This is a genomic window from Paenibacillus sp. JNUCC 35, assembly GCF_058269095.1.
In genome coordinates, this window is sequence record NZ_CM177771.1 from 2,569,121 (window position 1) to 2,592,696 (window position 23,576).

The window sequence follows — 23,576 nt, forward strand, 5'->3', positions numbered from 1 at the left end:
TGCTGATAACAAACCGAATGAATATTCAGGTTGTGAAACGAAAAACCGAATCCAGACCTTTTAACGCATTCGACCAGACAGCTGGAGATTGGCGGTAGGCAAACAAGCGGGGAACGAACCTGCTTATAGTCCTGCGGCCATTTTTTATTTCTCAAAACCAATTAAAAAGATCGGTTTTGTTGTTTTTTTGGCATCGAGCGTAAATTTGAACTACATACGGAGGAGAGATACGGATATGAAAACATGGACAACGGCGCTGCTTCTGCTTGCAACGGTTCTGATCGCGGCCGGCTGCGCCAAGAAAGACGATACGTCCCCGTTCGCAAACGGAGGCAAGCCGGATTATAAGGGGCTTACCCTGAAGCTGGGCGTCCAGGGAAGCGGGGGCATGTACGCCAAAGCGAGGGAAGAGAAATGGTTCGAGAAAGCCTACGAACCGCTTGGCGTAAAAGTCGAATGGGCGGAATTTCAAAGCGGTCCGCCCATGACGGAAGCGATGGCCTCGGACAAACTGGATTTCGCTTCCCTCGGCAATATGCCGGTCATCGCCGCCCAATCGGCCGGAATCAAGTTCGAAATTATTTCCCAGATACTCGACGGCAAGCGGAATACGGCCATTATCGTACCGGCGGACAGCCCGCTCAAGGACATCCGGGATTTGAAGGGCAAGAAGGTTGCCGTTACGAAGGGCAGCAACGCTTATAATTTGCTGACCCGGGGATTGCACGATGCCGGAGTTAACCCTGCGGACGTTCAGGTTATCCAGCTGCAGCCAAACGAAGCTCAGCCCGCCTTCGATTCCGGCAAGGTTGATGCCTGGGCGGCCTGGGATCCGTATATTACCGTCAACATCTTGACGGGAAAAGGAAAAGTGCTGGCCGAAGGCGAGACTTTGGGCGTTCTGGCCCCGTCTTTTGTCATCGTGCGCAAAGAGATCGCGGATAAATACCCGGAGCTTGCCACCGTCTATTTGTCCGTTCTTGAGAAGGCGAGGCTGTGGGAAGAACAGAACTCCGCGGAAGCTCTGAAACGGTATGCGGCGGATTACAAAATCCCGGAAGCGGTCGTCGGCGGCATGCTGACACGTTCGAAATCGATCAATATTCCGGTCAGTGAGGCTACGGCTGCGGAGCTTCAGAAAACGGCCGATTTTCAGGAGTCGGCCGGAACGATCCGCAAGAAGATCAAAGTGGCGGACGCCGTAAACAACACCTTTATCGAAGCGGCCCTTAAAGCGGCCTCTGCGGCCAAATAAGATCCGAAAGAGAGGCGCTGCACATGCTTTCGGCGAGTACCCGAAACAAACTTATGGACGGCAAGCGGTTCGGCAGTACGCCGGGGGTCGGAAAATCACACAAGAAATCTCTTCTTGCGGTTAACCGGCTCACCGGACTTTTGCTTCCCCTTAGTCTGCTTGTAGGATGGCAGATCGCCGGTTCCGCCGGGTGGCTGAATCCCATCCTGCTGCCGACCCCGTCCGATATACTCGGCGAATTCGGGGCGATGCTGCTAAGCGGGGAACTGTTCCGCAACCTCGGAGTCTCGGCATGGAGAGTACTGTGCGGTTTTCTGCTGGGAGGGGGCCTCGGACTTGCGGCCGGGCTGTGGGTCGGATTTTCACACAAGGCGGAAAGACTGCTGAATCCCACGCTGCAAATGCTGCGCACGCTGCCGCATCTGGCGATCGCGCCGTTGTTCATTCTCTGGTTCGGCTTCGGGGAGGAATCCAAGCTCCTGCTGATTGCCAAAGGTTCTTTTTTTCCGCTTTACATTCAAACCTTCCTGGGCATACGTTCTGTGGACAATAAAATGTTCGATGTCGCCCGGGTGCTTGAGTTCAGTCGCTTTCAGATGATCGCCAAGCTGTTTCTGCCCGCTTCCCTGCCTAACATCCTGCTCGGAACCCGGTTGTCGCTCGGCGTCGCATGGCTGGGGCTGGTCGTCGCCGAGATGATGGGCTCCAGCACAGGCATCGGTTTTATGATCAACGATGCCCGGTCCATGTCGCTCACGACGGTTATGTTCGTCGGGATTATCGTGTTCGCGGTGATAGGCAAGCTGTCCGACTCGCTTGTGCTTCTGGCCGAGCGCAGGCTGCTCCGCTGGAGAGACAGCTTCCGCGGGGAGGGGGGATAAGCATGGCGAAATCCGTATCCGCAAAAGGCTCTGCCAAAACGTTCTCGGGCAAAACGGCTCCGAACGCCTACGACAGGACGGCCAACGACTTGGGCTGGCTCGGAGTGTTTCCGTCCTGGACGCACGGCCTGCTTGTCCCGTTCGTCCTGCTGGCGGTATGGCAGGCGGCCGGTATGAGCGGACTGGTCGGCAAGGAGCAGCTGCCGACGCCTTCGGACATTGCCCGGCGCTTCGCCGAGCTAGGCCTGAGCGGCGAGCTGCTGCGGCATATCGGCGTCAGCTTCGTCCGGGCCGCAAGCGGTTTCCTGCTTGGGGCGCTTACCGGACTTCTGACCGGGCTATTCACCGGAATCGGCAAAATGATGGAACGGACGCTGGACCCTTCGCTCCAGATGCTGAGGACGGTACCGCTGCTTGCGCTGATTCCGCTGTTTATTCTGTGGTTCGGAATCGGGGAATTCAGCAAAATTCTGATGATTTCGCTGGCCGCATTTTTCCCGGTCTACCTCAATACGTTCACGGGAATCCGGGGTGTGGATTCCAAACTCTACGAGGTGACCCGCATTTTGCAGTATTCGCGCAGCCAGCAGCTGAGGAAACTCATTATCCCTTCCGCGCTGCCCCACATTTTGCTGGGTCTGCGTCTGGCCATGGGCGTTTCGTGGCTCGTACTCGTTTTCGCCGAACTGATGGGAACGAGCGCGGGCATCGGATACATGATCGAGGATGCCCGGACGTATTCGAATACGGATATCGTATTCGTCGGGATTATCCTGTTCGCGTGCGTCGGTTCTTTATCGGACCTCGCGGTCCACGCTCTGGAGAAACGTTGGCTGGGCTGGCGGGATACGTTCAAGGGTTGACCGGAACATTTGAATTAGAGGAGGTTGAATGCGAATGTCTAAACGCACGGACCAGCTCCATCTGGGAGCTTTCATTTATTATGCCGGCCATCATCATGCGGGCTGGCGCCACCCGGAATCCGGGGTGGAGGGGATGTACGATTTCGACCTGTACCGCTCCATTGCCGAAACGGCCGAACGCGGCAAGTTCGACATGATTTTTTTCGCGGATTTGTTGTATGTGCAGCATGTGGATATGGCGGCCTCGGGCATGCTGGACCCCATAACGCTGCTGTCGGCTCTGGCCGCCGTTACGACACGGATCGGCCTTACGGCGACCGTATCCACGACCTACAATCATCCTTACAATGTGGCCCGGAAGTTCGCGTCGCTCGATTATATCAGCAAGGGGCGGGCGGGCTGGAACATCGTGACCTCCCAGCTCGATATCGAAGCCCACAACTACGGCCTGCCGAAGCACCCCGATCATGCGCTTCGCTACGAGATGGCCGAGGAATTCGTCGAAGCGGTCACCCGGCTTTGGGACAGCTGGGACGATGACGCGCTAGTGCTCGACCGGGAAGCGGGTATCTATGCCGATCCCGGCAAGGTGAAGGCGGTCGATTACCGGGGAAAATGGTTCTCCAGCAAAGGACCGCTGAATGTTCCCCGCCCTCCGCAGGGTAATCCTGTCCTGATCCAGGCGGGCTCGTCCCCGCAGGGACAGGAGTTCGCTTCCCGTTACGGCGAGGTGATTTTCACCGCCCAGCAGTCTCTGGAGGCGGCCAAAGCGTTCTATGCCGCCGTCAACGGTAGGCTGTCGGGAGCAGGCAGAAAGCCGGGCAGCCTCAAAATTATGCCGGGAATATCGCCGATTCTCGGATCGACAGTGGAAGAAGCCCGGCGCAAAGAGCGGGAGCTGATGGATCTTATCCCGACCGAGCTGGCCGTCATGGCCCTGTCCGGCATGGTCAGCCACGATCTGTCGGCTTACCCGCCGGACGGACCGCTGCCCGATATTCCCGATCCGGTGGAGAAGTCCAACGGGATGAAAAGCCGCGTCCAGCTTATTATGGATACCGCCCGTTCCGAGGGGCTTTCCATCCGGGAGCTGGGGCAGAGGATTCTGGGCGCCCGGGGACACTTGCAATTCGTTGGCACATCGGAGCAGCTTGCGGATCTCATGGAACAGTGGTTCCGGGAGAAAGCATGCGACGGGTTCAATGTCATGGGGCCGGTCCTGCCGGGAGACCTGGAGACATTTACCGACGAGGTGGTTCCGATTCTTCAGCGCAGAGGCCTTTTCCGTACGGAATACAGCGGAACCACGCTGCGGGATCACTTGGGCCTCGAACGGGCCGAAGCAGGGCATTTCAGCAGACGCGGTTCGGCGGAGGTCGGCGTGAACGTTTAGGGAGAGAGCCGCATTCCGGCGGATTTGACGGCGATCCTCCCTGTAAGCCGTTTCCTTTGCGGGAAACGGCTTTTAAATTGGCATAAAATCAGGTTCTTCTATAAAAGGCATTAAAAACCTCAATAGATAAAAATTACATATTTCTGTTAAGATGAAAGGGAATCCACCCATTTTGCTAGAGAGGTGATAGAAAAGTTTGCCGGCGGAAGCGGTGAACTACGGATTTCGCTTTGACCAAAACGAGAGAGAAGGATGGGAGAAAACCATGAAAAAATTGACTTACCTGACGGCAGCGGCTTTTCTGGGACTGAGCTTGATCGGCGGTTTCGACGTACCCACGGCAGAGGCGGCTCAAACGACGTCTACGACTACCCCCAAAAATGTGGCGGCGGGAGGCTCCGTAACGGCAAGCGGCGAATATGCGCCGACCCAGACCAAGGAAAGCGCATTCGACCAGTCTCTTTATTCAAAATGGCTTACGTTCAGTTCCACAGGCTGGATTCAAGTCAAACTCGACACCGCGAAGACGGTCACCTCTTACTCGATTACGGCCGCCGAAGATTTTCCCGAAAGAGACCCGAAAAGCTGGGTGCTCAAAGGCTCCAATGACGGATCGACGTGGACCGTACTCGATACCCGGCAAAATGAAGCTTTTACATACCGTAATCAGACAAAATCCTACTCGTTTGCGAACACGTCCTCTTTTAAATATTTTAAATTCGACAGCATTACAAACCAGTCGGGCGGAATCCTCCAGATCTCGGAAATCAAATTATTCGACGGCTCCGTCGATACCTGGACCACGATCAAGCCGACCGTTACGGCCAGCGCTGAAAATACGCCTAACGAAGGCAAAGATAATCTGGTAGACGGAACCAGCGTGACCAAATGGCTGACATTCAATGCCACGGGCTGGCTGAAGTTCGATTTCGGCAAACCGGTTACGATCGACGGCTACGCGCTGACGGCCGCCAATGACTTTGCCGAACGCGATCCTAAAAGCTGGGTGCTTCAGGGCTCTAACGATAACGCCAACTGGACAAGCCTGGATACCAAGAGCAATGAATCGTTCAGACTCCGGCATCAGCGGAATCATTACGTTCTGAACGGCAACAACACCGCTTACCAGTATTACCGTCTGAATAATCTCCAAAACCACAGCGGGGGCATCCTGCAGCTGTCCGAAGTTGAATTCTCGCGCAAGGACGACATGTGGCATGCGGTGAACCCGGTAATCGAGGTGCAGAATCTTGACGCCGCAGGCAACGGTCAACTGTTCGACCAGGCATTGCCTACCGCGACGGACGATATCCGGGTTATCGTGCGCAAAGTAAACGAGCTGCTGTACAACAATCCCGGCGAGCTGCTGGGCGGCGTGCAGAAAATCAAGGTCACGATCGAAGACGTTCCCGGAGTGGCTTGGGCGTCGGGCGACCATCTCCAGAAAACGGTCGGTTTCAGTTCCCGGTTTCTGCGCGATATCGCGAACGATCCGAACAAATCGGTGCGCGATGAAATTCTCGGCGTACTGTACCACGAGCTGACTCACTGCTACCAGTACGATGATAACCGGTATGCCGACAAAAGCGTCGGCGGTGTCAGCTACATGGTCGAGGGTCTGGCGGATACGATCCGCTTCGCAGTCGGCTATCATGACCGTTACAGCATGACCAAGGGGGGAACGTGGCAGGACGGTTACGGCACGACGGGCAATTTCTTCCGCTGGATCGAGGACACGAAAAAGCCCGGATTTATCCGGCAGCTGAATGCAAGCCTGACTCCGTTCGACGGACAGGACTGGACAGAAGGCAAAATCCAGGAGCTAACGGGCACGAACGTTAATACGCTTTGGACAGAGTATCAGGCGACACTCCCTAACTAATCGCCGATGGGATTCATAGGTAAAGGCTGCCGGAAACCGGCAGCCTTTCTTTTTTTGAGGAAACCGGGGTAGCTCAGATCCTAACAGCCGGGAAGGGCAGGGCGGGAACGGACCACCGGTTTTTAAGCTTTCTGGATGCCGCTCACCTGAAGATCCTGTCCGATTGACTGCCTGTCACCCGTACGTTATCGAATGTCGGCAGATCTATCACACTCTCTTTCAATTGGTATATCTCATTCTATGAGGACAACTATCAAGAAGATATGATCTGTTGACACATTTTCGGCCGAAAAAGCGCCTAAATCACCGAAATGAGCTTTTTTTTGTTAAAACGGCCTATCAATTTGGGATAAACACACTAAATCAAATTATTTTACCTGTGCATATGCTAGCTTAAAAGCCCCCTTGAAACGGACGTTGTCGCTATCCGAGGACTATGCGGAAATGAGGAGCAGCATGAAAAAAACGATCAAGAAGAAATCCCCTTCCAAACAGGAGCAAAACAAATGGATTTTAAATGAAGTGAAAAAACCGTTGAACAAGAAGCTTCAGCCGGTCAAACACACGATGTCCGTTAACCGGCCCGGTACTCGGAACGAGTTGCCGCTGCACCGGGATGTCCAGAGCCCGAAGATCACTAAAAAACGGCCTTACAAGCGGATGAACCTGCTTCTTGTGGCACGCGACCACCCTATGCCGGGAGCACCGAACGAGATACTGCTTGAAGAGCACTTGAGGCATCTGGTGAGAAATGTGACGACAATCAAATGCACCCAGCCTCTGGCGGAGCAACTAAAACGGCCGGACCTTGACCTGATTCTGATTATAGGCGGGGATGGGCCGTTCTCCGATGAAAGTACGGACGCCTTGAAAAACACACCGGTTCGTAAGGTGCTTTGGCTGTCCGATAAAGAGAAGCCGTTCGATTTGGATTCGCGGACGGTTACTTTGTTCGATTATATCCTTACTCAGAAAATGGCCCACATCCCCGTTTACCGGGCGTTGCAGTGCCGAAACTGCCGCTGTCTGCCCTACGCCTCCGATACCGGCGTGTATTTTCCGAGACCGGTCGAGGACCGCTATAAATCCGATCTACTGCTGATCGGTCACGCCGAGCCCGAAAGCATTCTGTATTCGTTCGCCTTTTCGGACTTGCCGGCCGATGAGAAGGTTAGGGTATGCGGAAGAGGCTGGGAAACGTTCCCCTCTCTGATTATTATTCCGCCGGATGAAGATTTGGCGCCTTATTACAACGGAGCCCGCATCGTGATCAACTGCAGCGGTTCCCTCGTGCAGACGCTGGAAGTGGCGGCCTGCGGTGCGTTTCAGCTCATCCAGCAGCACTCCGAATTGACGCCTTTTTTGGAAGCGGGGGACTGGATCACCTTTCGGACGCCGGATGAGTTTGCGGATAAATTTCTGTACTACCGGGAAAACGTCGATCACCGGCGGCTCGCCGCTTCGAAAGCTCTGGCCGACAACAAGTACAATCATTCTTTTCTTCAAAAAGGTATACAACTGCTGGACCTTGTATTCGGCTGAACCGGCGGAGGACATCCGGGGTGTGTTCTTATTCAACAAGGAGGGATAGGCGTTGAAGCTCATTGCCTTTTTACTGCCCCAGTTTCATCGGATTGAGGAGAACGACCGCTGGTGGGGGAAAGGCTTCACGGAGTGGACGAACGTAAAAAAGTCCGTTGCGTTATACAGGCACCACAGTCAGCCCAGAGCCCCTCTGAACGATTATTATTATGACCTGACCGATCCGCGAGCAAGGCAGTGGCAGGCCCGGACAGCCCGGGACTACGGCATTTACGGATTTTGCTATTCCCATTACTGGTTTAAAGGAAAGCGGCTGCTTGAGAAGCCCGTTCAGCATATACTGGCGAGCGGGGAGCCGGATTTTCCTTTCTGCCTGTCCTGGGTCAACGAGCCTTGGACGCGGAGATGGGACGGCATGGAGTCGGATGTGCTGATGCCCCAGGATTACGGGAACGAAGAAGACTGGAGTCTGCACTTTTATGCGCTCCTGGATGCATTCAGGGATAAACGGTACATCCGCGTCGACGGCAAGCCGGTCCTCTTGATTTACAGGCCCGCGAGCATTCCGAAGTGCGAAGCCATGCTCAGCCACTGGAGAAACCTGGCGCGCCTCAACGGCTTGGAGGGGCTTCATCTGGTGCGGACGCTCGGCGGTTTCCCCGTCGGCACGCAGCACGAATTCGACGCCAGCGTGGAGTTCGAACCGCATTACACATTCGCCCACGGCAGCCTACATCCGCCCTGGCTGCAAATCCCGGTCATGGGAAAGGGGCATCTGGCCGTTGACTACGACCGGACATGGACAAACATCCTGGGGCGCACGCCGCACAGGGACGGCGAAGTGGTTTATCCCGGCGCTTTCGTCAACTGGGATAATACGCCCCGGAAAGGAGTTGACGGCCAGAGCACTCTGGGCATGACTCCGCAGAAATTCGGCTGGTACTTGTCCCGGCAAATCGCAAGAGCCAGGGAGACTTTCGGCAGCGAATTTCTGTTTATCAACGCCTGGAACGAGTGGGCGGAGGGAGCATATCTGGAGCCGGACACGAAGTACGGCTATCAGGTTCTGGAGGCCGTTAAAGCGGCCCTGGAACTTAACAGCGCGGCTTCTTACGGGAACCTCTGACCGGCTGCGGCCTCCCGGCGCTTCGCCTGCTCCGGCGGCAGGCGTGATTCCCTTATACGCGTGTTCCTCTTGCTGGCAACCGAAAGGCGTTACAAAGCACATCCGTTTTCTGCGGGTGTGTCTTTTTTAGATGGGGAGAAAATAACCGTTATTATGTCGTTATTAAAAGAAAACAAACAGTTGTATCATGTTCTTGTATAATTTGTAATATGAGGTATAATATGAGTTGTATTTTCGACCGTGTGCGCCTGGTTCCACGTTCTAGCCGGATGGCTGTGGCCATGCAGCTTACTATCCGGCTGTTTATGAAATCGCTTACGCACGCTGTCGCGAAGAGGAAAGAGGCGGTTAGCTTTGTTTGCAGCCAGCCGCGATCCTGTGAAAGGAGGAGGATGCAGGGGTATCCGCAGGAATAATCTTTGCCGCTGCCCACTTGTACTTAATGGTAGACCCGGCTCCAGCGCCGGCATTTGTTAAAACGCTTTCATTTTCATCGCCCACTAAAAGGAGGAATTTATAGTGACCATTCGTTTGCCCTATCAAGGGATGATCAAGATGCTTGCGGCCGGAGCTATTATGCTCATGCTGTCCATCGCCATGCTTCTTCTGCTGGAAAATAAAGCTTCCGCTCACGGGTATGTCAGTAACCCGTCCAGCCGTGCCGCTCTTTGCGCCAGTGGAGTGAACAAAAATTGCGGTCTGATTATTTACGAGCCTTACAGCCTCGAAGCGCTTAAAGGCTTCCCCGCCGCGGGACCTGCCGACGGTAAAATCGCAAGCGCGAACGGCCAGTTCGCACCGCTCGATGAGCAGTCGTCCACGCGCTGGACCAAAGTAAACCTCAGCCCGGGTCCGACGACTTTCAACTGGACGCTGAAAGTTCCGCATGCGACGTCCGCTTGGAAATACTACATCACGAAGCAGGACTGGAACCCGAATGCGCCTCTGAGCCGCGCTTCCTTCGACCTGACGCCTTTCTGCAACGTACCGTACAAGGGACAACCTTCCGGTTCGTACTCCGACACGTGTAACGTTCCGAGCAGAACGGGCTATCAAGTAATCCTTGCCGTTTGGGAAATCGCCGATACGGCCAACGCTTTCTACAACGTAATCGACGTGAACTTCGGCGGATCTCCGGAAACTCCCGACACGTCAGCTCCGACGGCACCAACAGGCCTGACGGCTTCGAATGTTGCCGCTACAAGCGCAACCGTATCCTGGACGGCGTCTTCCGACAATGTCGGTGTAGCCGGCTACCGGATCTACAACGGTTCCACTCAAATCGGCACGACCAGCGGAGCGCTCAGCTTCAACCTGACGGGTCTGACGGCCAATACGGCCTACGCCATCACGGTCAAAGCCGTTGACGCTGCGGGCAATGTATCGGCTGCCAGCAACACCGTCAGCTTCACGACAAGCGTTGGCACGACTTATCCGGTCTGGAACGCTTCGACCGCTTATACGGGCGGAAGCAAGGTGACGTACAACGGCGTCAACTACGAAGCCAAATGGTGGACGCAGGGCGAAACACCCGGCAGCAACTCCAGCGTATGGAAAGTGATTCCATAACAGCCGCCGCTGACCGTTAGTCCCAGGATGACTTCCGAATATTCGGGAGTCATCTTTTTTGTGCATGCGGCACCTTAAGAGGATTGAGAAGCCCGGCCGTTCATCCGGATGGAGGAATGAGGCCGGGCTTCCTTGATCCCTACCGGCAGCAGGCCCGGGGGTAAACTTTGCGCGGGGTTAGAGACCGCGGTCGCGGGAGATGGTCGTGTATTCTACGGCTGTCTTGGAACGCGCGGACTACGACCGGATAACCGAAACGCTGTCACCGGCGCTGTTGGTTACATACACCCGGCTCGTTTTGGAATTGACGCTGAGGTCCGACGGCTGGGCGCCGACCTTAAGGGTGGCAATGACCTTGTTATTGAAACCGCTGATGACCGAAACGCTTCCCCTCGATAATTTCAGAGAAGCGTTAACGACGAAGATGCGGTTCTTCTTTGTATCGATACCGAGAACGGAAGGCTGGATTCCGACCTTGATCGTGTCGATAACCGACAGTTTTCTTCCGCTGATGACGGAAACTGTATTGGCGGACGAATTTGCCGTGTAGACCCGGCCGGTTCTTACGTTGACTTTGATGTCGGAAGGAAATGTGCCCACACGGATTGTTTTGATGACTTTATTCGTTTTTCCGTTAATGACCGAAACGGTGCTGCTGTTCGTATTCGCGACAAAGATCCGGTTGGTCAGGGTATTAATCGCGATGGTGTCCGGTCCTGAGCCTACTTTAACGGTAGCGATTACTTTATTGGTAGCTCCGTTGATGACGGAAACCGTGCCGGCGTCGTGATTGGACACAAAGATCCGGTTGGTGAACGGATTGACAGCCGCGTTGAACGGCGTGTTGCCTACTTTAACGGTTGTGATCACCCGGTTGGTGCGTCCGTTGATCACGGTAACGGAGTCGCTGCCCGCGTTGACGGCAAACACCCGGCCGGTTGCGGCGTTCAAGGCGATAGCAGCTCCGTCCTTGCCGACGTCAACGGACGATACCAGCCGGTTCGTCGCGCCGTTCACGAGACTCACGCTTCCAGTAAGTCCCTGAGGGTTCGCCGTTACCGCCGTGTTTAACGTGTGTATACGATTTTTGCGGGCGTTGACCACCAGGTGATTCGGCGCGTTTTCGATAGGGATGGTTTTAATGACACGATTGGTAAATCCGTTGATTACCTCCAGCGCATCCAAGCTCCGGGTGACGAACACCCGGTTCGTTTTGCGGTTAATGGCGACATGGAGGGGAGAATTTAGAGGAATCGTAGCAATGACTTTCGGTGGTGTTTTTCTTTGGATAAGGGTTGCTTTCGACATGGATCGCAGTCCTGCCTTTCTATTGGGAACTACGACACTTTATTCAAAATCAAGACAGTTGCTTATGCGTCTGCCCATCCGAGGCTCAATCCAACTCGTCTTTTTGCCAATGGTTTGACCGAATTTCGCTGGCTAACAAAGTGGAGAAGACCAGCCCGTAACGGTAAGAAAAAGCGGGAGGAGGGCAGCGGCCGATCCAAACAGCCAAACCGAATAGCCGGCTTTCGACAGGCCGCGGTAATCGGCTTTTTTGCCGTTTCCGCGTGTAAATTACGGCTGGAGGGAAGAGATCGGAAAGCCAAAAGGGCCCTTTCATGCAAAAACCTGAGAACACACGATTTGAAAGCGTGAAGTAAAGAAGTGTATATAAAAGTCAGAAGTTATCTCTTTTATTCAAGAGGCGCGTCTCTTAAGGTTACATTGTAGGCGCTTTCATACCACCCATTTTAGGAGGGAAATTATGAGTTCGAAGAAGAAATGGTTATCGCTGGCACTGGGAGTGACCTTGATGGCTACGATGCTTCCCCAGGCATACGGCGCCCAGGCTCAGCCGGAAGTGCGCAATCTTGCCAAAGGCTTGAAGTACGAATGGTCCGAAGCTCCTCATTCAAACTATCCGGATCCGTCCGGCAAGCTTACCGACGGAGTGATCGGCAGCGCCAATGTGACGGACCCGTCCTGGGTCGGAAGCTTAAATAAGCAGACCCGTGAAATCGTCTTCGATCTGGGCGAGGCCAAGTCTATTTCCAAGATCCGGGCGCATTTTCTGCAGGATTGGCCGGGATCGGCGGTTCTTTTCCCTCTGACGGTCTCCATGTATGTGTCCGACGATAAGCAGAACTGGGGAACGGTAGCCCATAAGGCGACGGAGCATTTGTGGACGGACGGTCCGCCTGTCGATCAGTTCTATACGTGGGACGGAAGCAAGGACGGCATCCCGAATGCGGGCTCCGATGCGAAGATGGCCTATGCCCGTTATGTCAAAGTGGCGTTCTCCATGCATCCGAAGGCGTGGGAGTTTATCGACGAGATCGAGATCTGGGGAGCCGACGGCAAAATCGAAGGGGCGAAGCAGGTGCCTGCGGAAGCTTTCGACTATATGCAGCCCGGTGAACACACCGCAGGTATCCGCAACCTGTCGCTGCTGTACAACGGGTACTACTCGGATGGCGTCAAAATGACAAAGGAAAAACTGGTTCCCGAGATCGGGTATGTGAACAAGGAAGGAAAGCCCGTCGACTGGTTTTTTGACGGAGCCCTTGTCCTCGGCTTGCAGTCGCCACAAGGACGCGATTTCGGAGAAGGGGAGGCCCTGCTGACGGACTGGAAATGGTACCTGGATAAAACGTTCGCGGATCAGGGAGACCTGGATCAGTTGAACGAAGCGACGAAGGAAGTCGGCCAGAAGCTGGGACAGCCCGGCCACAAAACGAAAACGGTCATGATGATCCCTAATCCGGGCGAATATACAACCGATTTCGGGGATATCGACGGAGACGGCGTCACCGAGAATTTCAACGAGGGCGCGGTAGGCAAGGATAAAGCCATCGCCAACCGGCAGAAGGTGATCCGCTGGTGGATCGACGAGGTCAGCCGCAAGTTTGAGGAAAAGCACTATTCCAATCTGGAGCTTTCCGGTTACTACTGGTTGCAGGAGCAGGTGGGAACGAGCAGCACGGGGCCGGATCTGCTGCGCTTTACGAACGGTCTCGTTCACGAGAAAGGGCTGAAGTCGTTCTGGATTCCCCATTTCCTCGCGTACAAAAGCTACATGTGGAAGGATGTCGGGTTTGACGCGGTCACTTTCCAGCCGAACTATTATTTCGAACCTCTGAACATAGACCGCCTGCAAGACGCGGCCGGAACGGCCAAGCGGTTCGGAATGGGCGTCGAGCTTGAATTTGACAACCGGATGCTGACCGATGCCGTATTCCGCAAGAGATTCCTGGAATACCTGGATGCGGGCGAGCAGTTCGGCTTTAAGGGGAACTCCTTCAAGGCTTACTATAAAGGCAGCGGGCCGGTCATGGCGCAGGCGGCTGCAAGCTCAGATCCCGAGATCCGCGGCCTGTACGACAAGCTTTACGAGTTCACTAAAAACGGACCGGCAGCCGGCGGGGCTCCGGTCGCTTCGGACAGCGCGCTCAGCACAGCGCCGGATACGCCCGTCTCCGGTACTCTTCCGGCGACGGATGACGACGGCGATCCGCTGACTTACAGCATTGTGCGCAACGGCGTCAAGGGAACTGCCGCCGTGACGGATGCGTCCAAGGGGACGTTCACGTATACGCCGGGCAAGGGCCAGACGGGGACCGACACGTTCACGTTCAAAGCCAGCGACGGCAAGACGGATTCCAACGTCGCCACGGTGACGGTGACGATTGCGGCGGGGCAGACGGGCTGGCAGACCGTATTGACAGGCAGCGGAACGGTTCCGGCGGGGGAGAAGTTCTCCGTGACCTACGGCCTGACCGGGGGATCGCAGGCGGTATACGCGCAGGATCTTAAAGTCGAATATGATGCCGCCTTTATGGATTTTGTGTCGGCGAAGCCCGTCCTGGACGGAATCTCCCTGCTTGAAACCGACAAAAAAACGCCTGGGCAGCTCCGGCTGCTGGTGGCCAGTCAAGGTGACAGCCATGCCGTGACGGGTCCGGCCAAGCTGCTCGAATTCACCTTCCGCAGCAAAAAGGACAACCAGACGATCAAAGGAGTCGTCTCCGTCACGAGTGCGGTGATGGGTGACCGCGACGGACAAGAAGCGGATGCCGCGCCTTCGTCTCTGACGGTACAAACCCCGGGATCGGTTCCGGGCGATTTTAACGGAGACGGCAAAGTGAGTGTCGGTGACCTGGCTATCGTGGCCGCTCCGTACGGAAAAACGAAACAAAGTCCGGACTGGGAGCAGGTCAAGCACCTGGACATCAATAAGGACGGTAAAATCAACAATCAGGATCTCTCTGCCGTAGCAAGTAAAATCTTGAAGTAGCCGCCAGCCTCTAGCAGCCGACCGGCGCTGAGCCGTTCATCCCGGACGGTGACTGCGCACATGAACCAAAGGCGTACAAGAGTGAACTTACGATTGCCGATAAAGCATGCTTTGAAAATAGAAAGGAGCCTGTTCCTGTCGTACGTCTCACGTATACGCACAGGAAGGCTCACAGAACCGCCGCCCGCTTCCCTTGAAGGAAGCGGGCGGTTTTTTGTATGGAGATGAAAGGGGGAGGACGGTCGGGTCAATCCCGCTCCATTAATCCGACTTCTTTGCAAAGCTCGACGAGCTCAGAGACAGCCCGGAACTGCTGCCGGTTCCTTTCATGAATGCTATGAAGCGCTTGCTCCGTCACTTTTTTCGCCTTCCCGATGCTCTGGTGTTCCACGGCTTGGACGATATCCTTCATTCTTTCCAGGAAGTAAACCGTTCTGCGCAGCGTGCGGATCAGCAGAATCTGCCGGATGTGCATAGGCGTAAAAATCCGGTACCCGTTGTCCGGGTCTCTACCCGGCTTGAGCAGTCCTTCCTTTTCCCAATGGCGGATGGCGGAATCCTGGACACCGGTGAGAGAGGCGGCTTCGCCGATGGTCATCGCGCTTTTCAGTTTTTTGTTGGCGAGGATCGGCAGCTCGGGGTCTTGGAGGAGAGCGAGTGTCTTGTCGGCCACCGCTTTTTCATGCTGGAGGACGGACTGTTCATGGCTGACGAGCCAGAACGCGCTGTCCATATCGCCGCGCTGGATATGGCGAAGCACATCGCAGCTGAGTCCGACGCCGAAGGCGGGGAACATGGCGCGCAGACAGCGGAAATACGCCAGATGCATCCTCGTGTACAGGCGGTACCCGTTCGCGGCCCGGTCCGGCGCCGGAACGACGCCCCACGATTCGTAATGCCGCAAGGCGCTCGTGCTGATGTTCAGTTGTCGGGCAATGTCGATGGGCTTGTAGTACTCCATGTCTCGGGCCTTTCTCCGCACGGAAATCGGCGGTTTCAGCGTTTGTTTAGGACGATGTTCCGGATGCTCCGGGTGCTGCTGCGAAAGACAGTCCTTTGGCCGCCAGGGCGGGGCGCAGCAGTTCAATCCCTTTGGGACCCATGCCGTGCAGCTGCAGAAGCTCTTTCTCGGTGACCCGGGTCAGCTGCTCAAGCCGCAGAAAGCCGGCTCCGGCAAGCGCGCGGAGAGCGGGCTTGGACAGGCCTGCGGGAAGATCGGATTCCGGACCAGGCACGGCTGCTTTTTTATCGGGCAGATCAGGAAGATTAGTCGGCACGTAATTACCTCCTCTCCGCAAATAAATGGGTGTCTTTTCTCAAGAGCGGATAAAACTAAGCTTTACTATACCGCGGGGCCCATGATGTTTTTTCTTAGGAATTGCGGACCTTAAAAAAAGATAACTCATGTTAAGTCACGGTATCCCGATTGAGCAGCCCGTAAGGTACACTTCAATCATACCAAACAAAGCAAGGGTGATGGAATGTGAGCTACAGCGGGGTCGGTCTCGGAGCCGACCCGCAGAGCCACTTTTATCCGCAAGGGTCTTCTAGACGCCACGGGGCTGCCGGCTCCGAAGACGATCGACGAGTTTCTGCGTGTTTGAAATAAACAAGGGACACCCCGGGATTCGGTGAGGGTGTCTCTTGTCATGTTCGGCTGACCTCTGTAAGCCGTGCACTGCCATGCTTCATGTAGCGCCAAACAGTGCCGTTTGCTGGAGATTCGCGCAAGTACTCCTTCCCTGCGGGTTTGGAAGTCGGGACTTATTTAAGCACATAAAACATTTCGTTCCCCCATACAAATTAGGAAGGAGGAGAGGTTCCGTCATCACGAATAAGGAGAAGATGAATTTGGCGATTTCTTATATGGATTACACTTCACCGAATCTCCAGTTTTTTTATGATTTGCCGAAGAACACCGTTTTCAAAACGAATAGCCGCAATTACATCAATCTGCTCGGCTATAAGCAGCTCAATACGCTGGGCAACGCCTCTCTGCTCGACATTTATTTAAGCAAGGGGCATTATGTGGAACCGCATTATCATCAGAACGCGACGGAACTCGTTTACTGCGTCTCGGGTGCAGCGGAGGTTTCGTTTATCAATCCCTTTACCAATAAGCTTTATCATATCCCCATTAAAACGGGGCAGGTGGCCAATGTGCCGCAGGGGTGGTGGCATTATGAGCAGGCGTCTGAAGACGATACCCATCTTATCGCGATATTCGACGCGCCTATGCCGGAAGTGATTCTGGGCTCGGATATTCTGAGGCTGACCCCCGCCCGTGTAATGGCTGAAACCTATTGTCTGGATGAAGAAAAATGGAAAGAAGTGATCGCCCCCATCACGAAAACCGTTACGATCGGACCGCCGGACAACTGCCGCAAAAAGCCGCAGACAGTCAGAGATTCCGGCGAACCGAACGGTGAAATTCGGAGGAGCGGAGCTGCCGCTAACGTAGGCTCGATTCTTCCGCCGGGTTACCCGACCGCTTCTTACGGGGCCGCTCCCGCCCAGCCGTATCCGCCCGAGAATGCTCCGATCGGCTATCGCGGTCCGGCGGCTCCATACGGGAGCATATCAAGCGCCGGGTACCCTGCTTCCGGATATCCCGCCCCATACTCTTCGTCGTCCTATGCAAATCCCGTTACTGTGGCGAATTCGTATGGTCGGCCCTACGCCCGGTCGGACGCGCAGGCTTATACGACGCAGACGCACAACCAGGCATACAACACGGCGCACAATCAGACGTACGAGCAGCCTTATTCGCGGCAGCCGTATCCGCAGACGCAGTCCGAAACTTACCGGACACCTGCGCCCCGGGTACCAAGCTTTTAATCGCGCGCTGAATAAGACCCGGCAGCTACGGGAACCCGCATGTAAATCTCAAACCGAAGGGTGACCACAGGCAGGCTTTACAGTGGAGAGCGTCCGCCTGTTTTCTTGGTGCGGCAGCGGATGTTAGCGCGGACAGCCCGGCCTCCCGCGATCTTTCAACCCGCGGTGAGTCACTGCATGAAGATGTTCAGCAGCACTCCAAGGAGCATCTGTACCGGTACAGATGCTCCTTTTTGGCGTTGTAGGCGTCTCCGCTCCCTTCTAGAATGGAATTACGCGGCAGGAAATTCATTTCCGGGCAAGCGTAATACGGGTACCCGAGGTGACTCTTTATGTATACATTGACGAGGGAAGAAGTGCGCGCTTATTTAAAAAGAATCGAGATTTCGGAAATCGGGGCGCCCACGCTTCTTTATCTGGTTGAGCTGCACAAAGCTCATGTCAAACATCTTTCCTGGCAGACGCTGGACATTTTCGGCGGAAAACCGGCCCCTATCGGGTTTAAAGAATCGGTGGCGCTCATTCTGAATCAGCGAAGCGGCTACTGCTTCCATTTGAACGGTGCATTCAGCGTTCTTCTGCATTCTCTCGGCTACCGGGTGAATTTGCATCGTGCCGGTGTTCAGCCGATGGGAGCCGAGCCGCGGATCAATTCTTTTCATCTGGGACTGACCGTTGATTTTTCCGATGAAGAAGCGGGGAACGGGACCTGGATCGCCGACGTAGGGCTTGGGGATATGCCTTTCGAGCCGCTGCCTCTAAGCTATGGCCGTTATGTTCAGGAGCCTTACACCTACAAGGTGACGGAGTCGGGCGTTGCGGCTGACGGCTGGCGGCTGGAGCATGATCCCCTCGCTTCTTTTCCGGGTGTCGATTACGCGCCCGACCTGCTGACGGATCTTGAAGAGTTCAAGCCGAACCACGAGTTTTATATCCATTCCGAGGAATCTCCCTGGTTTAATAAATTTCTGATCAGACAACGGAATGCGGCGGACGGCAATGAACTCAGAGGCTGTATCTGGAATAGACGGGATGCAAGCGGACTGAAAAAAACCGAGCTTCGCACGAAATCGCAATGGTTCGAGGTTCTGGCCGATGTATTCGATGAACAGCTTGTCAACTACAGCAAGCCGGAGCGGGAGGAATTGTGGAAAAGAGTCGAGGCGGCCCATTCCGACTGGCAAAAAATAAAGGAGCGGCAAGAAAAAGCGGGAAGCCTGCCGACGGGATGATTCCGGTACAAATCGGTTATAACGAAATGCGGCTTTCCCGGCGTGACATTTTCGCTATAAAATGAGGGAAGAAGACAGTCGGATACAGCAGGCTTCAGCGGAAGGAGCAGATTCGTAATGAGCGGCAGTTTGCTTACGGTTTTAACGTTTTGTTCCGCCCTCGGTTCGGGACTGAACGCGGGCTTGTTTTTCGCCTTCTCGGCGTTCGTTATGACCGCACTCGCCCGGATACCGGCGGAGCAGGGCATTGCGGCGATGCAGTCGATCAACGCCACCATTCTGAATCCCTTGTTCGGCATCGTGTTTATGGGAACGGCTTTGTTAAGCGGCGTGCTGGCGGTCACCTCGTGGCTGAACTGGGGAGAGCCGGGCAGCGGCTGGTTATTGGCAGGCAGCCTGGTTTATGTTGCCGGCTTTGCGGTAACGATGGTGTTCAACGTTCCGCTGAATAACGCGCTCGAAGCCGTGAACCCGGGAAGCGCGGAGGGGGCTGACTTGTGGTCGCGTTATGTCGTCAAATGGACCGCCTGGAATCATGTGCGTACGGCCGCGTGCCTAGCGGCTCTGGCTATGTTCATACAAGCTCTCCGACTGAAGGGATGAGCATGCCGGGACAGGTGGAAGCCGCATTCGAACCGTTGCGATAACGGCCGGATGCGGCTTTTGGCTTTCTATGCCCGGATCGGAAAACGATATTCCGCAAGCGGGGCTTACAAGGGCTTAATCTTCTTGCCCATGGGACAAAATGTTGACCAGCTTGCCCAGCGGATCGCGCACAAAAAAACGCCGCACCCCCCAGGGCTCGTCAACAGGGCCGTACTCCGCAGGAAAACCGGCCTCCTCCATACGTGCAAGCGCTTCTTCCAGATTGTCCACTTCGATGGATAGAGCGGGTGTAGGGGTGCCGGAGCCTCCCTGCGAAGCGATGCTGATCTGGACGTTCATCGTCTCGCGGTTCCCGTACGTTGCGATCCAGCCGTGATCCATAAGCAAATCGAGACCGAGCGCCTCCTGATAAAAGCGTTTGGCCGCCGCAAGTTCCGGCGATTCCAGGTTCGCAATGATTCGTTTAACTTTCATAGTCCGCCTCCGTTTATAAGCCGTTATCGGTTGCCGGTAAACTACTTCGACAAACGCAACCCTTTTCCTTGTCCTTGATAGATTCGGGATCGTTTTCGCGCAGCGGCGGGCGATAAGTACACGAACGTCAAGAAGCAGTTTCAATCGTACTTTTTGCAGTTCGAAAGCGGTGCAAGACTGGAGCTGATGACCAAACCGGCGTGTATCGGGAGAGATGAGGGGCGGGTTTACCTGGGCTATGCCCATATCGCCTTCTCGGTCGGAAGCGAAGACAAGGTCGTGGAGCTGACGGAACGGCTAAGACGTGACGGATATACGGTCGAGGGCGAGCCCCGAGTAACCGGCGACGGCTATTTTGAAAGTGTTGTTCTGGACCCGGAAGGAAACAGCATAGAAATCACGGTGTGAAACCAACGGACCCCTGCGAGTTAAAAAGTACCCGAATGTATGCGAGCGCGGGTTGAAAAATTTTACGGCCCGCCCGAATAAAAAAAGAATACATCCGGACCGGACGCCGGCAGCTATCCGTTGGGGTTTAAAGACACAACACGTGTACGTGCTGTGTCTTTTTATTTCCGTCCAATCATTCGTCGAATGAGAAAAAGTCATCTGCACCACGCACGCCGTTTTCCTGGCGGAAGAGCTTCTGAATGCAGAACGAGGGCTTTTTGCCGCACGGTTGTCGTTCCAATTCGTTTAGAACCTTAAAGTGCGTGGCTACACATTTTGCAAGCAAGTGCCTGATACAACAAGCCCAAAAGACTTCAACCTTCTCATTTGCATGAATGTTATAGAATAAGGTTGTGCGGCTGGAAAGAATGCTGTTAATAAGGAAGAAAAATCAAATACGAACGGAGGACTTACTTGTGAGCAGCGAGATCGTGATCCAGGGAGCCCGGGAAAACAATTTGAGGAACGTGACGCTTCGCATTCCAAAATACAAACTGGTCGTGCTGACAGGACCTTCGGGCTCCGGCAAATCGACGCTGGCCATGGATACGCTCCAGCGCGAGTGCCAGAGGCAGTATATGGAGTCGATGGGCATGACCTCAGACGCTATTGCCAAGCCGAAGGTAGACGCGATTATTGGGTTATCCCCGTCCATCAGCGTAGGGCAGCATGTCACGAACCGCAATCCGAGATCGACCGTCGGTACAATCACGGATATTCACACGTACCTGCGGGTCATCTACGAGAAACTGGGCGAACGGCCCTGCCCGGACTGCGGAAAGCGCTTCGTACCGGGGCCTGACGGGGAAGCGGCCGGACCGGGAGACGGGGAAGACGGGGAGGACATGCGGCCGACCGTGAAATGTCCGCATTGCGGCGCCGGCATGGAACGTCTTACGCGCCGGTATTTCTCCTACAACACGCCGGAAGGCGCCTGCGGGGAATGCGGCGGGCTCGGTCATACGGTTACCCTGAACATGGATGCCGTTTTCGATGAGGAGAAAAGTTTGCGGAACGGCTGTGTAACGGTCTGGTATGACATGATCACGAAATACAACCTGTCGATCCTCAAAGCGGCGGGGGAGCATTACGGCTTCACCTTCGATGCCGATCGGCCTCTTAAAGAGTACGGGGCCGTCCAGCGCGACCTGCTTTACTACGGTGTCGAGAGCGATGCGTTCTCTGCGCATTTTCCGGACGTAAAGCCGCCCAAGTCGGTCGGCGGGGGGAAGTTCGAAGGCGTAGTAACCGGCATCTGGAGACGCTACAAGGAGAAAGGCGGCGAATCGGGCGAGTCGGCGCTGTTCCTTGAAGAGACGTGCGCCGCCTGTCACGGCGCCCGGTTGAAGGAGAGCATCCGGCAGGTTACGGTCGGCGGCGCTTCCATCTCCGATATTTCCGGCTGGGCGCTCCAGGATGCGCTCGGCTGGCTGCAGCGGCTGATGGGAGAGCTGCAGCCCGAGGCCAGGGAGATGGTCGGGTCGCTTCTGCACGATCTGACCGTCCGGACGGAGCGGATCGTGGCTGTCGGCCTGGGCTATCTGTCCCTGAGCCGACAAACGGTATCGCTCTCCGGCGGAGAGGCGCAGCGTCTCCGGCTCGCCTCGATACTCGGCTCGGGGCTGACCGGCGTGCTGTACATCCTCGACGAGCCGACGGCCGGGCTGCATCCGCGGGATACCGAAGGGCTGATCGGCGTGTTGAAGCAGCTGAGGGATCTCGGCAACACGGTACTCGTCATCGAGCACGACGTCGAAATGATGCAGGCCGCGGACCACGTGATCGACATGGGCCCCGGTGCGGGAAGCTTCGGGGGCCGTGTCGTCGGAGAAGGGACGCTCGCGGAGCTTATGGACACCCCGGATTCCGTCACGGGAGCGTTCCTGCGAGAGTCTTCCGGCATGACCGCGTCCCTGTCCCGGCAGAGAAGGCCGGGAAACGGCCGGTTTCTGAACGTTCATGATGCCTATGAGCGGAATCTGAAGCATATCGACGTGTCCTTTCCTCTAGGCTGTCTGACCGCCATCACCGGCGTCTCGGGTTCAGGAAAGTCGACCCTGCTTTTCGATCTGGTAGCCGCGGGCGGACGCGACGAGCAGCAGCGCCACGGCTGCCGGAGCATCACCGGTTTCGGCGGCATCGGCGGGATCGTGACGGTCGACCAGTCGCCGATCGGCCGGATGAGCCGGTCTAACGTCGCGACCTACACCGACGTATTCACGGCGATGCGGAGTCTGTATGCCGGTTTGCCCGAAGCGAAGCGGGCGGGGCTTACGGCCAAGCATTTCTCGTTCAACACGCCGGGCGGCCGCTGCGAGCACTGTCAGGGACTGGGTGTTGTGCCGATGGACATGTTCTTCCTGCCCGGTCTTGAAGTCCGCTGTCCGGTCTGCCGGGGGAAACGGTTCAAGGAAGAAGTGCTGCGAGTCACCTGCAACGGGTACTCCATTTCGGACCTGCTGAACATGACGGTTCAGGAAAGCCTGCCTCTCTTGCAGGGCAGAATCAAGATGGACGGGCAAATCGCTCTTTTGACCGAAGTGGGATTAGGTTACCTGCACTGGGGGCAGTCGGTCCGGACCCTGTCGGGAGGAGAAGGACAGCGGATCCGGCTTGCCAAGGAGCTGGGCGGCAAAACGAAGCAGCATACGCTGTATCTGCTGGATGAGCCGTCGACGGGCCTGCATCCGCGGGATACCCGGCAGCTGCTTGTGCTGCTGAACAAGCTGGTCGACGCGGGAAACACGGTTATCGTCGTGGAGCATAATCTCGACATGATTCGCGAGTGCGACTGGGTCGTCGATATCGGGCCAGAAGCGGGAGACAAGGGCGGGGAAGTGGTGGCCGCGGGCACACCGGAGACGGTCGCGGCGGTCGCAGCTTCCCATACCGGGCGCTTCTTGAAAAAAGCGCTGGCCGCCGCTTATTAAAAGAAGCCCCTGCTCACGGCCGAAATCTCGGCCGCGAGCAGGGGCTTTTCTCAACTGGTATCTCTGCATACCTTGCAGGAGCCAAGAAGAGTGTCTGGCCGCCGGCGGGTCCCCGTCATCATGCGACTCCTCGCTGCGCGGGGAGCCGCGCGCCGTGTGCTGCCCTCTGAATCGCGCGCGATGAGCCTCTAAGGTACAACTAGCCGTCCGGGCCGAAAAAACGACTATAATCAAATCC

At 55.7% G+C, this 23,576-nt stretch carries 17 protein-coding genes and 1 pseudogene; 14 read left to right on the plus strand and 4 right to left on the minus strand.

Translation table 11 applies throughout. The features are described 5' to 3' along the window. Positions 1–235: 235 nt before the first annotated feature. The 8 genes from AC2TF6_RS11945 to AC2TF6_RS11980 all read left to right on the plus strand — a co-directional run bounded on the left by AC2TF6_RS11945 (position 236) and on the right by AC2TF6_RS11980 (position 10,511). Complete coding sequence (locus AC2TF6_RS11945) at positions 236–1,255, plus strand: aliphatic sulfonate ABC transporter substrate-binding protein (RefSeq protein ID WP_491311180.1); 1,020 nt, start codon at positions 236–238, stop codon at positions 1,253–1,255. A 23-nt stretch (positions 1,256–1,278) separates the two neighbouring features. Further along, positions 1,279–2,136 carry an ABC transporter permease gene (locus AC2TF6_RS11950; RefSeq protein WP_491311181.1) on the plus strand — a complete coding sequence of 286 codons (858 nt, stop codon included), beginning with the start codon at positions 1,279–1,281 and terminating at the stop codon, positions 2,134–2,136. A 2-nt stretch (positions 2,137–2,138) separates the two neighbouring features. Beyond that, positions 2,139–2,999 (plus strand): ABC transporter permease, encoded by an 861-nt coding sequence (locus AC2TF6_RS11955; RefSeq protein ID WP_491311182.1) that lies wholly within the window; start codon positions 2,139–2,141, stop codon positions 2,997–2,999. A gap of 34 nt (positions 3,000–3,033) precedes the next feature. Then, complete coding sequence (locus AC2TF6_RS11960; protein WP_491311183.1) at positions 3,034–4,392, plus strand: LLM class flavin-dependent oxidoreductase; 1,359 nt, start codon at positions 3,034–3,036, stop codon at positions 4,390–4,392. A 265-nt stretch (positions 4,393–4,657) separates the two neighbouring features. Continuing rightward, a complete protein-coding gene (locus AC2TF6_RS11965) occupies positions 4,658–6,274 on the plus strand; it encodes a basic secretory protein-like protein (RefSeq protein ID WP_491311184.1) in 1,617 nt (538 codons plus the stop codon). A 456-nt stretch (positions 6,275–6,730) separates the two neighbouring features. Then, the gene (locus AC2TF6_RS11970) at positions 6,731–7,816 is read left to right on the plus strand and encodes a glycosyltransferase family protein (protein WP_491311185.1); all 1,086 of its coding nucleotides are present in this window, start codon (positions 6,731–6,733) and stop codon (positions 7,814–7,816) included. 52 nt (positions 7,817–7,868) lie between these two features. After that, a complete protein-coding gene (locus tag AC2TF6_RS11975; RefSeq protein WP_491311186.1) occupies positions 7,869–8,942 on the plus strand; it encodes a glycosyltransferase WbsX family protein in 1,074 nt (357 codons plus the stop codon). Between the two features lie 519 nt (positions 8,943–9,461). After that, on the plus strand, positions 9,462–10,511 hold the full coding sequence (locus AC2TF6_RS11980; protein WP_491311187.1) for a lytic polysaccharide monooxygenase: 1,050 nt from the start codon (positions 9,462–9,464) through the stop codon (positions 10,509–10,511). A gap of 237 nt (positions 10,512–10,748) precedes the next feature. Here AC2TF6_RS11980 and AC2TF6_RS11985 read toward each other — a convergent pair whose 3' ends face one another. Next, complete coding sequence (locus AC2TF6_RS11985) at positions 10,749–11,819, minus strand: YVTN family beta-propeller repeat protein (protein ID WP_491311188.1); 1,071 nt, start codon at positions 11,817–11,819, stop codon at positions 10,749–10,751. A 460-nt stretch (positions 11,820–12,279) separates the two neighbouring features. Here AC2TF6_RS11985 and AC2TF6_RS11990 point away from each other — a divergent pair, with 460 nt between their 5' ends. Further along, on the plus strand, positions 12,280–14,808 hold the full coding sequence (locus tag AC2TF6_RS11990) for a DUF4855 domain-containing protein (protein ID WP_491311189.1): 2,529 nt from the start codon (positions 12,280–12,282) through the stop codon (positions 14,806–14,808). 247 nt (positions 14,809–15,055) lie between these two features. Here the strand turns inward: AC2TF6_RS11990 and AC2TF6_RS11995 are convergent, their stop codons facing one another. Continuing rightward, positions 15,056–15,769, minus strand: a complete 714-nt coding sequence (locus AC2TF6_RS11995) for a TioE family transcriptional regulator (protein ID WP_491311190.1) — start codon at positions 15,767–15,769, stop codon at positions 15,056–15,058. A gap of 46 nt (positions 15,770–15,815) precedes the next feature. Then, positions 15,816–16,085 carry a helix-hairpin-helix domain-containing protein gene (locus AC2TF6_RS12000; RefSeq protein ID WP_491311191.1) on the minus strand — a complete coding sequence of 90 codons (270 nt, stop codon included), beginning with the start codon at positions 16,083–16,085 and terminating at the stop codon, positions 15,816–15,818. 568 nt (positions 16,086–16,653) lie between these two features. Between AC2TF6_RS12000 and AC2TF6_RS12005 the strand changes: the two genes are divergently transcribed. The 3 genes from AC2TF6_RS12005 (at position 16,654) to AC2TF6_RS12015 (ending at position 19,481) form a co-directional block, all read left to right on the plus strand. Continuing rightward, positions 16,654–17,646 carry a cupin domain-containing protein gene (locus tag AC2TF6_RS12005; protein ID WP_491311192.1) on the plus strand — a complete coding sequence of 331 codons (993 nt, stop codon included), beginning with the start codon at positions 16,654–16,656 and terminating at the stop codon, positions 17,644–17,646. 332 nt (positions 17,647–17,978) lie between these two features. Next, on the plus strand, positions 17,979–18,878 hold the full coding sequence (locus AC2TF6_RS12010) for an arylamine N-acetyltransferase family protein (protein WP_491311193.1): 900 nt from the start codon (positions 17,979–17,981) through the stop codon (positions 18,876–18,878). A gap of 117 nt (positions 18,879–18,995) precedes the next feature. Further along, the gene (locus AC2TF6_RS12015; RefSeq protein ID WP_491311194.1) at positions 18,996–19,481 is read left to right on the plus strand and encodes an anthrone oxygenase family protein; all 486 of its coding nucleotides are present in this window, start codon (positions 18,996–18,998) and stop codon (positions 19,479–19,481) included. A 117-nt stretch (positions 19,482–19,598) separates the two neighbouring features. Here the strand turns inward: AC2TF6_RS12015 and AC2TF6_RS12020 are convergent, their stop codons facing one another. Then, complete coding sequence (locus AC2TF6_RS12020) at positions 19,599–19,958, minus strand: VOC family protein (protein ID WP_491311195.1); 360 nt, start codon at positions 19,956–19,958, stop codon at positions 19,599–19,601. A 93-nt stretch (positions 19,959–20,051) separates the two neighbouring features. Between AC2TF6_RS12020 and AC2TF6_RS12025 the strand changes: the two are divergent. Both AC2TF6_RS12025 and uvrA read left to right on the plus strand, forming a co-directional pair. Next, positions 20,052–20,366 (plus strand): annotated as a pseudogene (locus AC2TF6_RS12025) (VOC family protein); the annotation flags it as partial. A 458-nt stretch (positions 20,367–20,824) separates the two neighbouring features. After that, on the plus strand, positions 20,825–23,338 hold the full coding sequence (gene uvrA, locus AC2TF6_RS12030; protein WP_491311196.1) for an excinuclease ABC subunit UvrA: 2,514 nt from the start codon (positions 20,825–20,827) through the stop codon (positions 23,336–23,338). The last annotated feature ends 238 nt before the right edge of the window (positions 23,339–23,576 follow it).

Bases quoted from the DNA above. Each gene is read 5' to 3' on its own strand.
- AC2TF6_RS11945 (WP_491311180.1), top strand. From the start codon at position 236: ATGAAAACATGGACAACGGCGCTGCTTCTGCTTGCAACGGTTCTGATC.
- AC2TF6_RS11950 (WP_491311181.1), top strand. From the start codon at position 1,279: ATGCTTTCGGCGAGTACCCGAAACAAACTTATGGACGGCAAGCGGTTC.
- AC2TF6_RS11955 (WP_491311182.1), top strand. From the start codon at position 2,139: ATGGCGAAATCCGTATCCGCAAAAGGCTCTGCCAAAACGTTCTCGGGC.
- AC2TF6_RS11960 (WP_491311183.1), top strand. From the start codon at position 3,034: ATGTCTAAACGCACGGACCAGCTCCATCTGGGAGCTTTCATTTATTAT.
- AC2TF6_RS11965 (WP_491311184.1), top strand. From the start codon at position 4,658: ATGAAAAAATTGACTTACCTGACGGCAGCGGCTTTTCTGGGACTGAGC.
- AC2TF6_RS11970 (WP_491311185.1), top strand. From the start codon at position 6,731: ATGAAAAAAACGATCAAGAAGAAATCCCCTTCCAAACAGGAGCAAAAC.
- AC2TF6_RS11985 (WP_491311188.1), bottom strand. From the start codon at position 11,819: ATGTCGAAAGCAACCCTTATCCAAAGAAAAACACCACCGAAAGTCATT.
- AC2TF6_RS11990 (WP_491311189.1), top strand. From the start codon at position 12,280: ATGAGTTCGAAGAAGAAATGGTTATCGCTGGCACTGGGAGTGACCTTG.
- AC2TF6_RS11995 (WP_491311190.1), bottom strand. From the start codon at position 15,769: ATGGAGTACTACAAGCCCATCGACATTGCCCGACAACTGAACATCAGC.
- AC2TF6_RS12005 (WP_491311192.1), top strand. From the start codon at position 16,654: ATGAATTTGGCGATTTCTTATATGGATTACACTTCACCGAATCTCCAG.
- AC2TF6_RS12010 (WP_491311193.1), top strand. From the start codon at position 17,979: ATGTATACATTGACGAGGGAAGAAGTGCGCGCTTATTTAAAAAGAATC.
- AC2TF6_RS12015 (WP_491311194.1), top strand. From the start codon at position 18,996: ATGAGCGGCAGTTTGCTTACGGTTTTAACGTTTTGTTCCGCCCTCGGT.
- AC2TF6_RS12020 (WP_491311195.1), bottom strand. From the start codon at position 19,958: ATGAAAGTTAAACGAATCATTGCGAACCTGGAATCGCCGGAACTTGCG.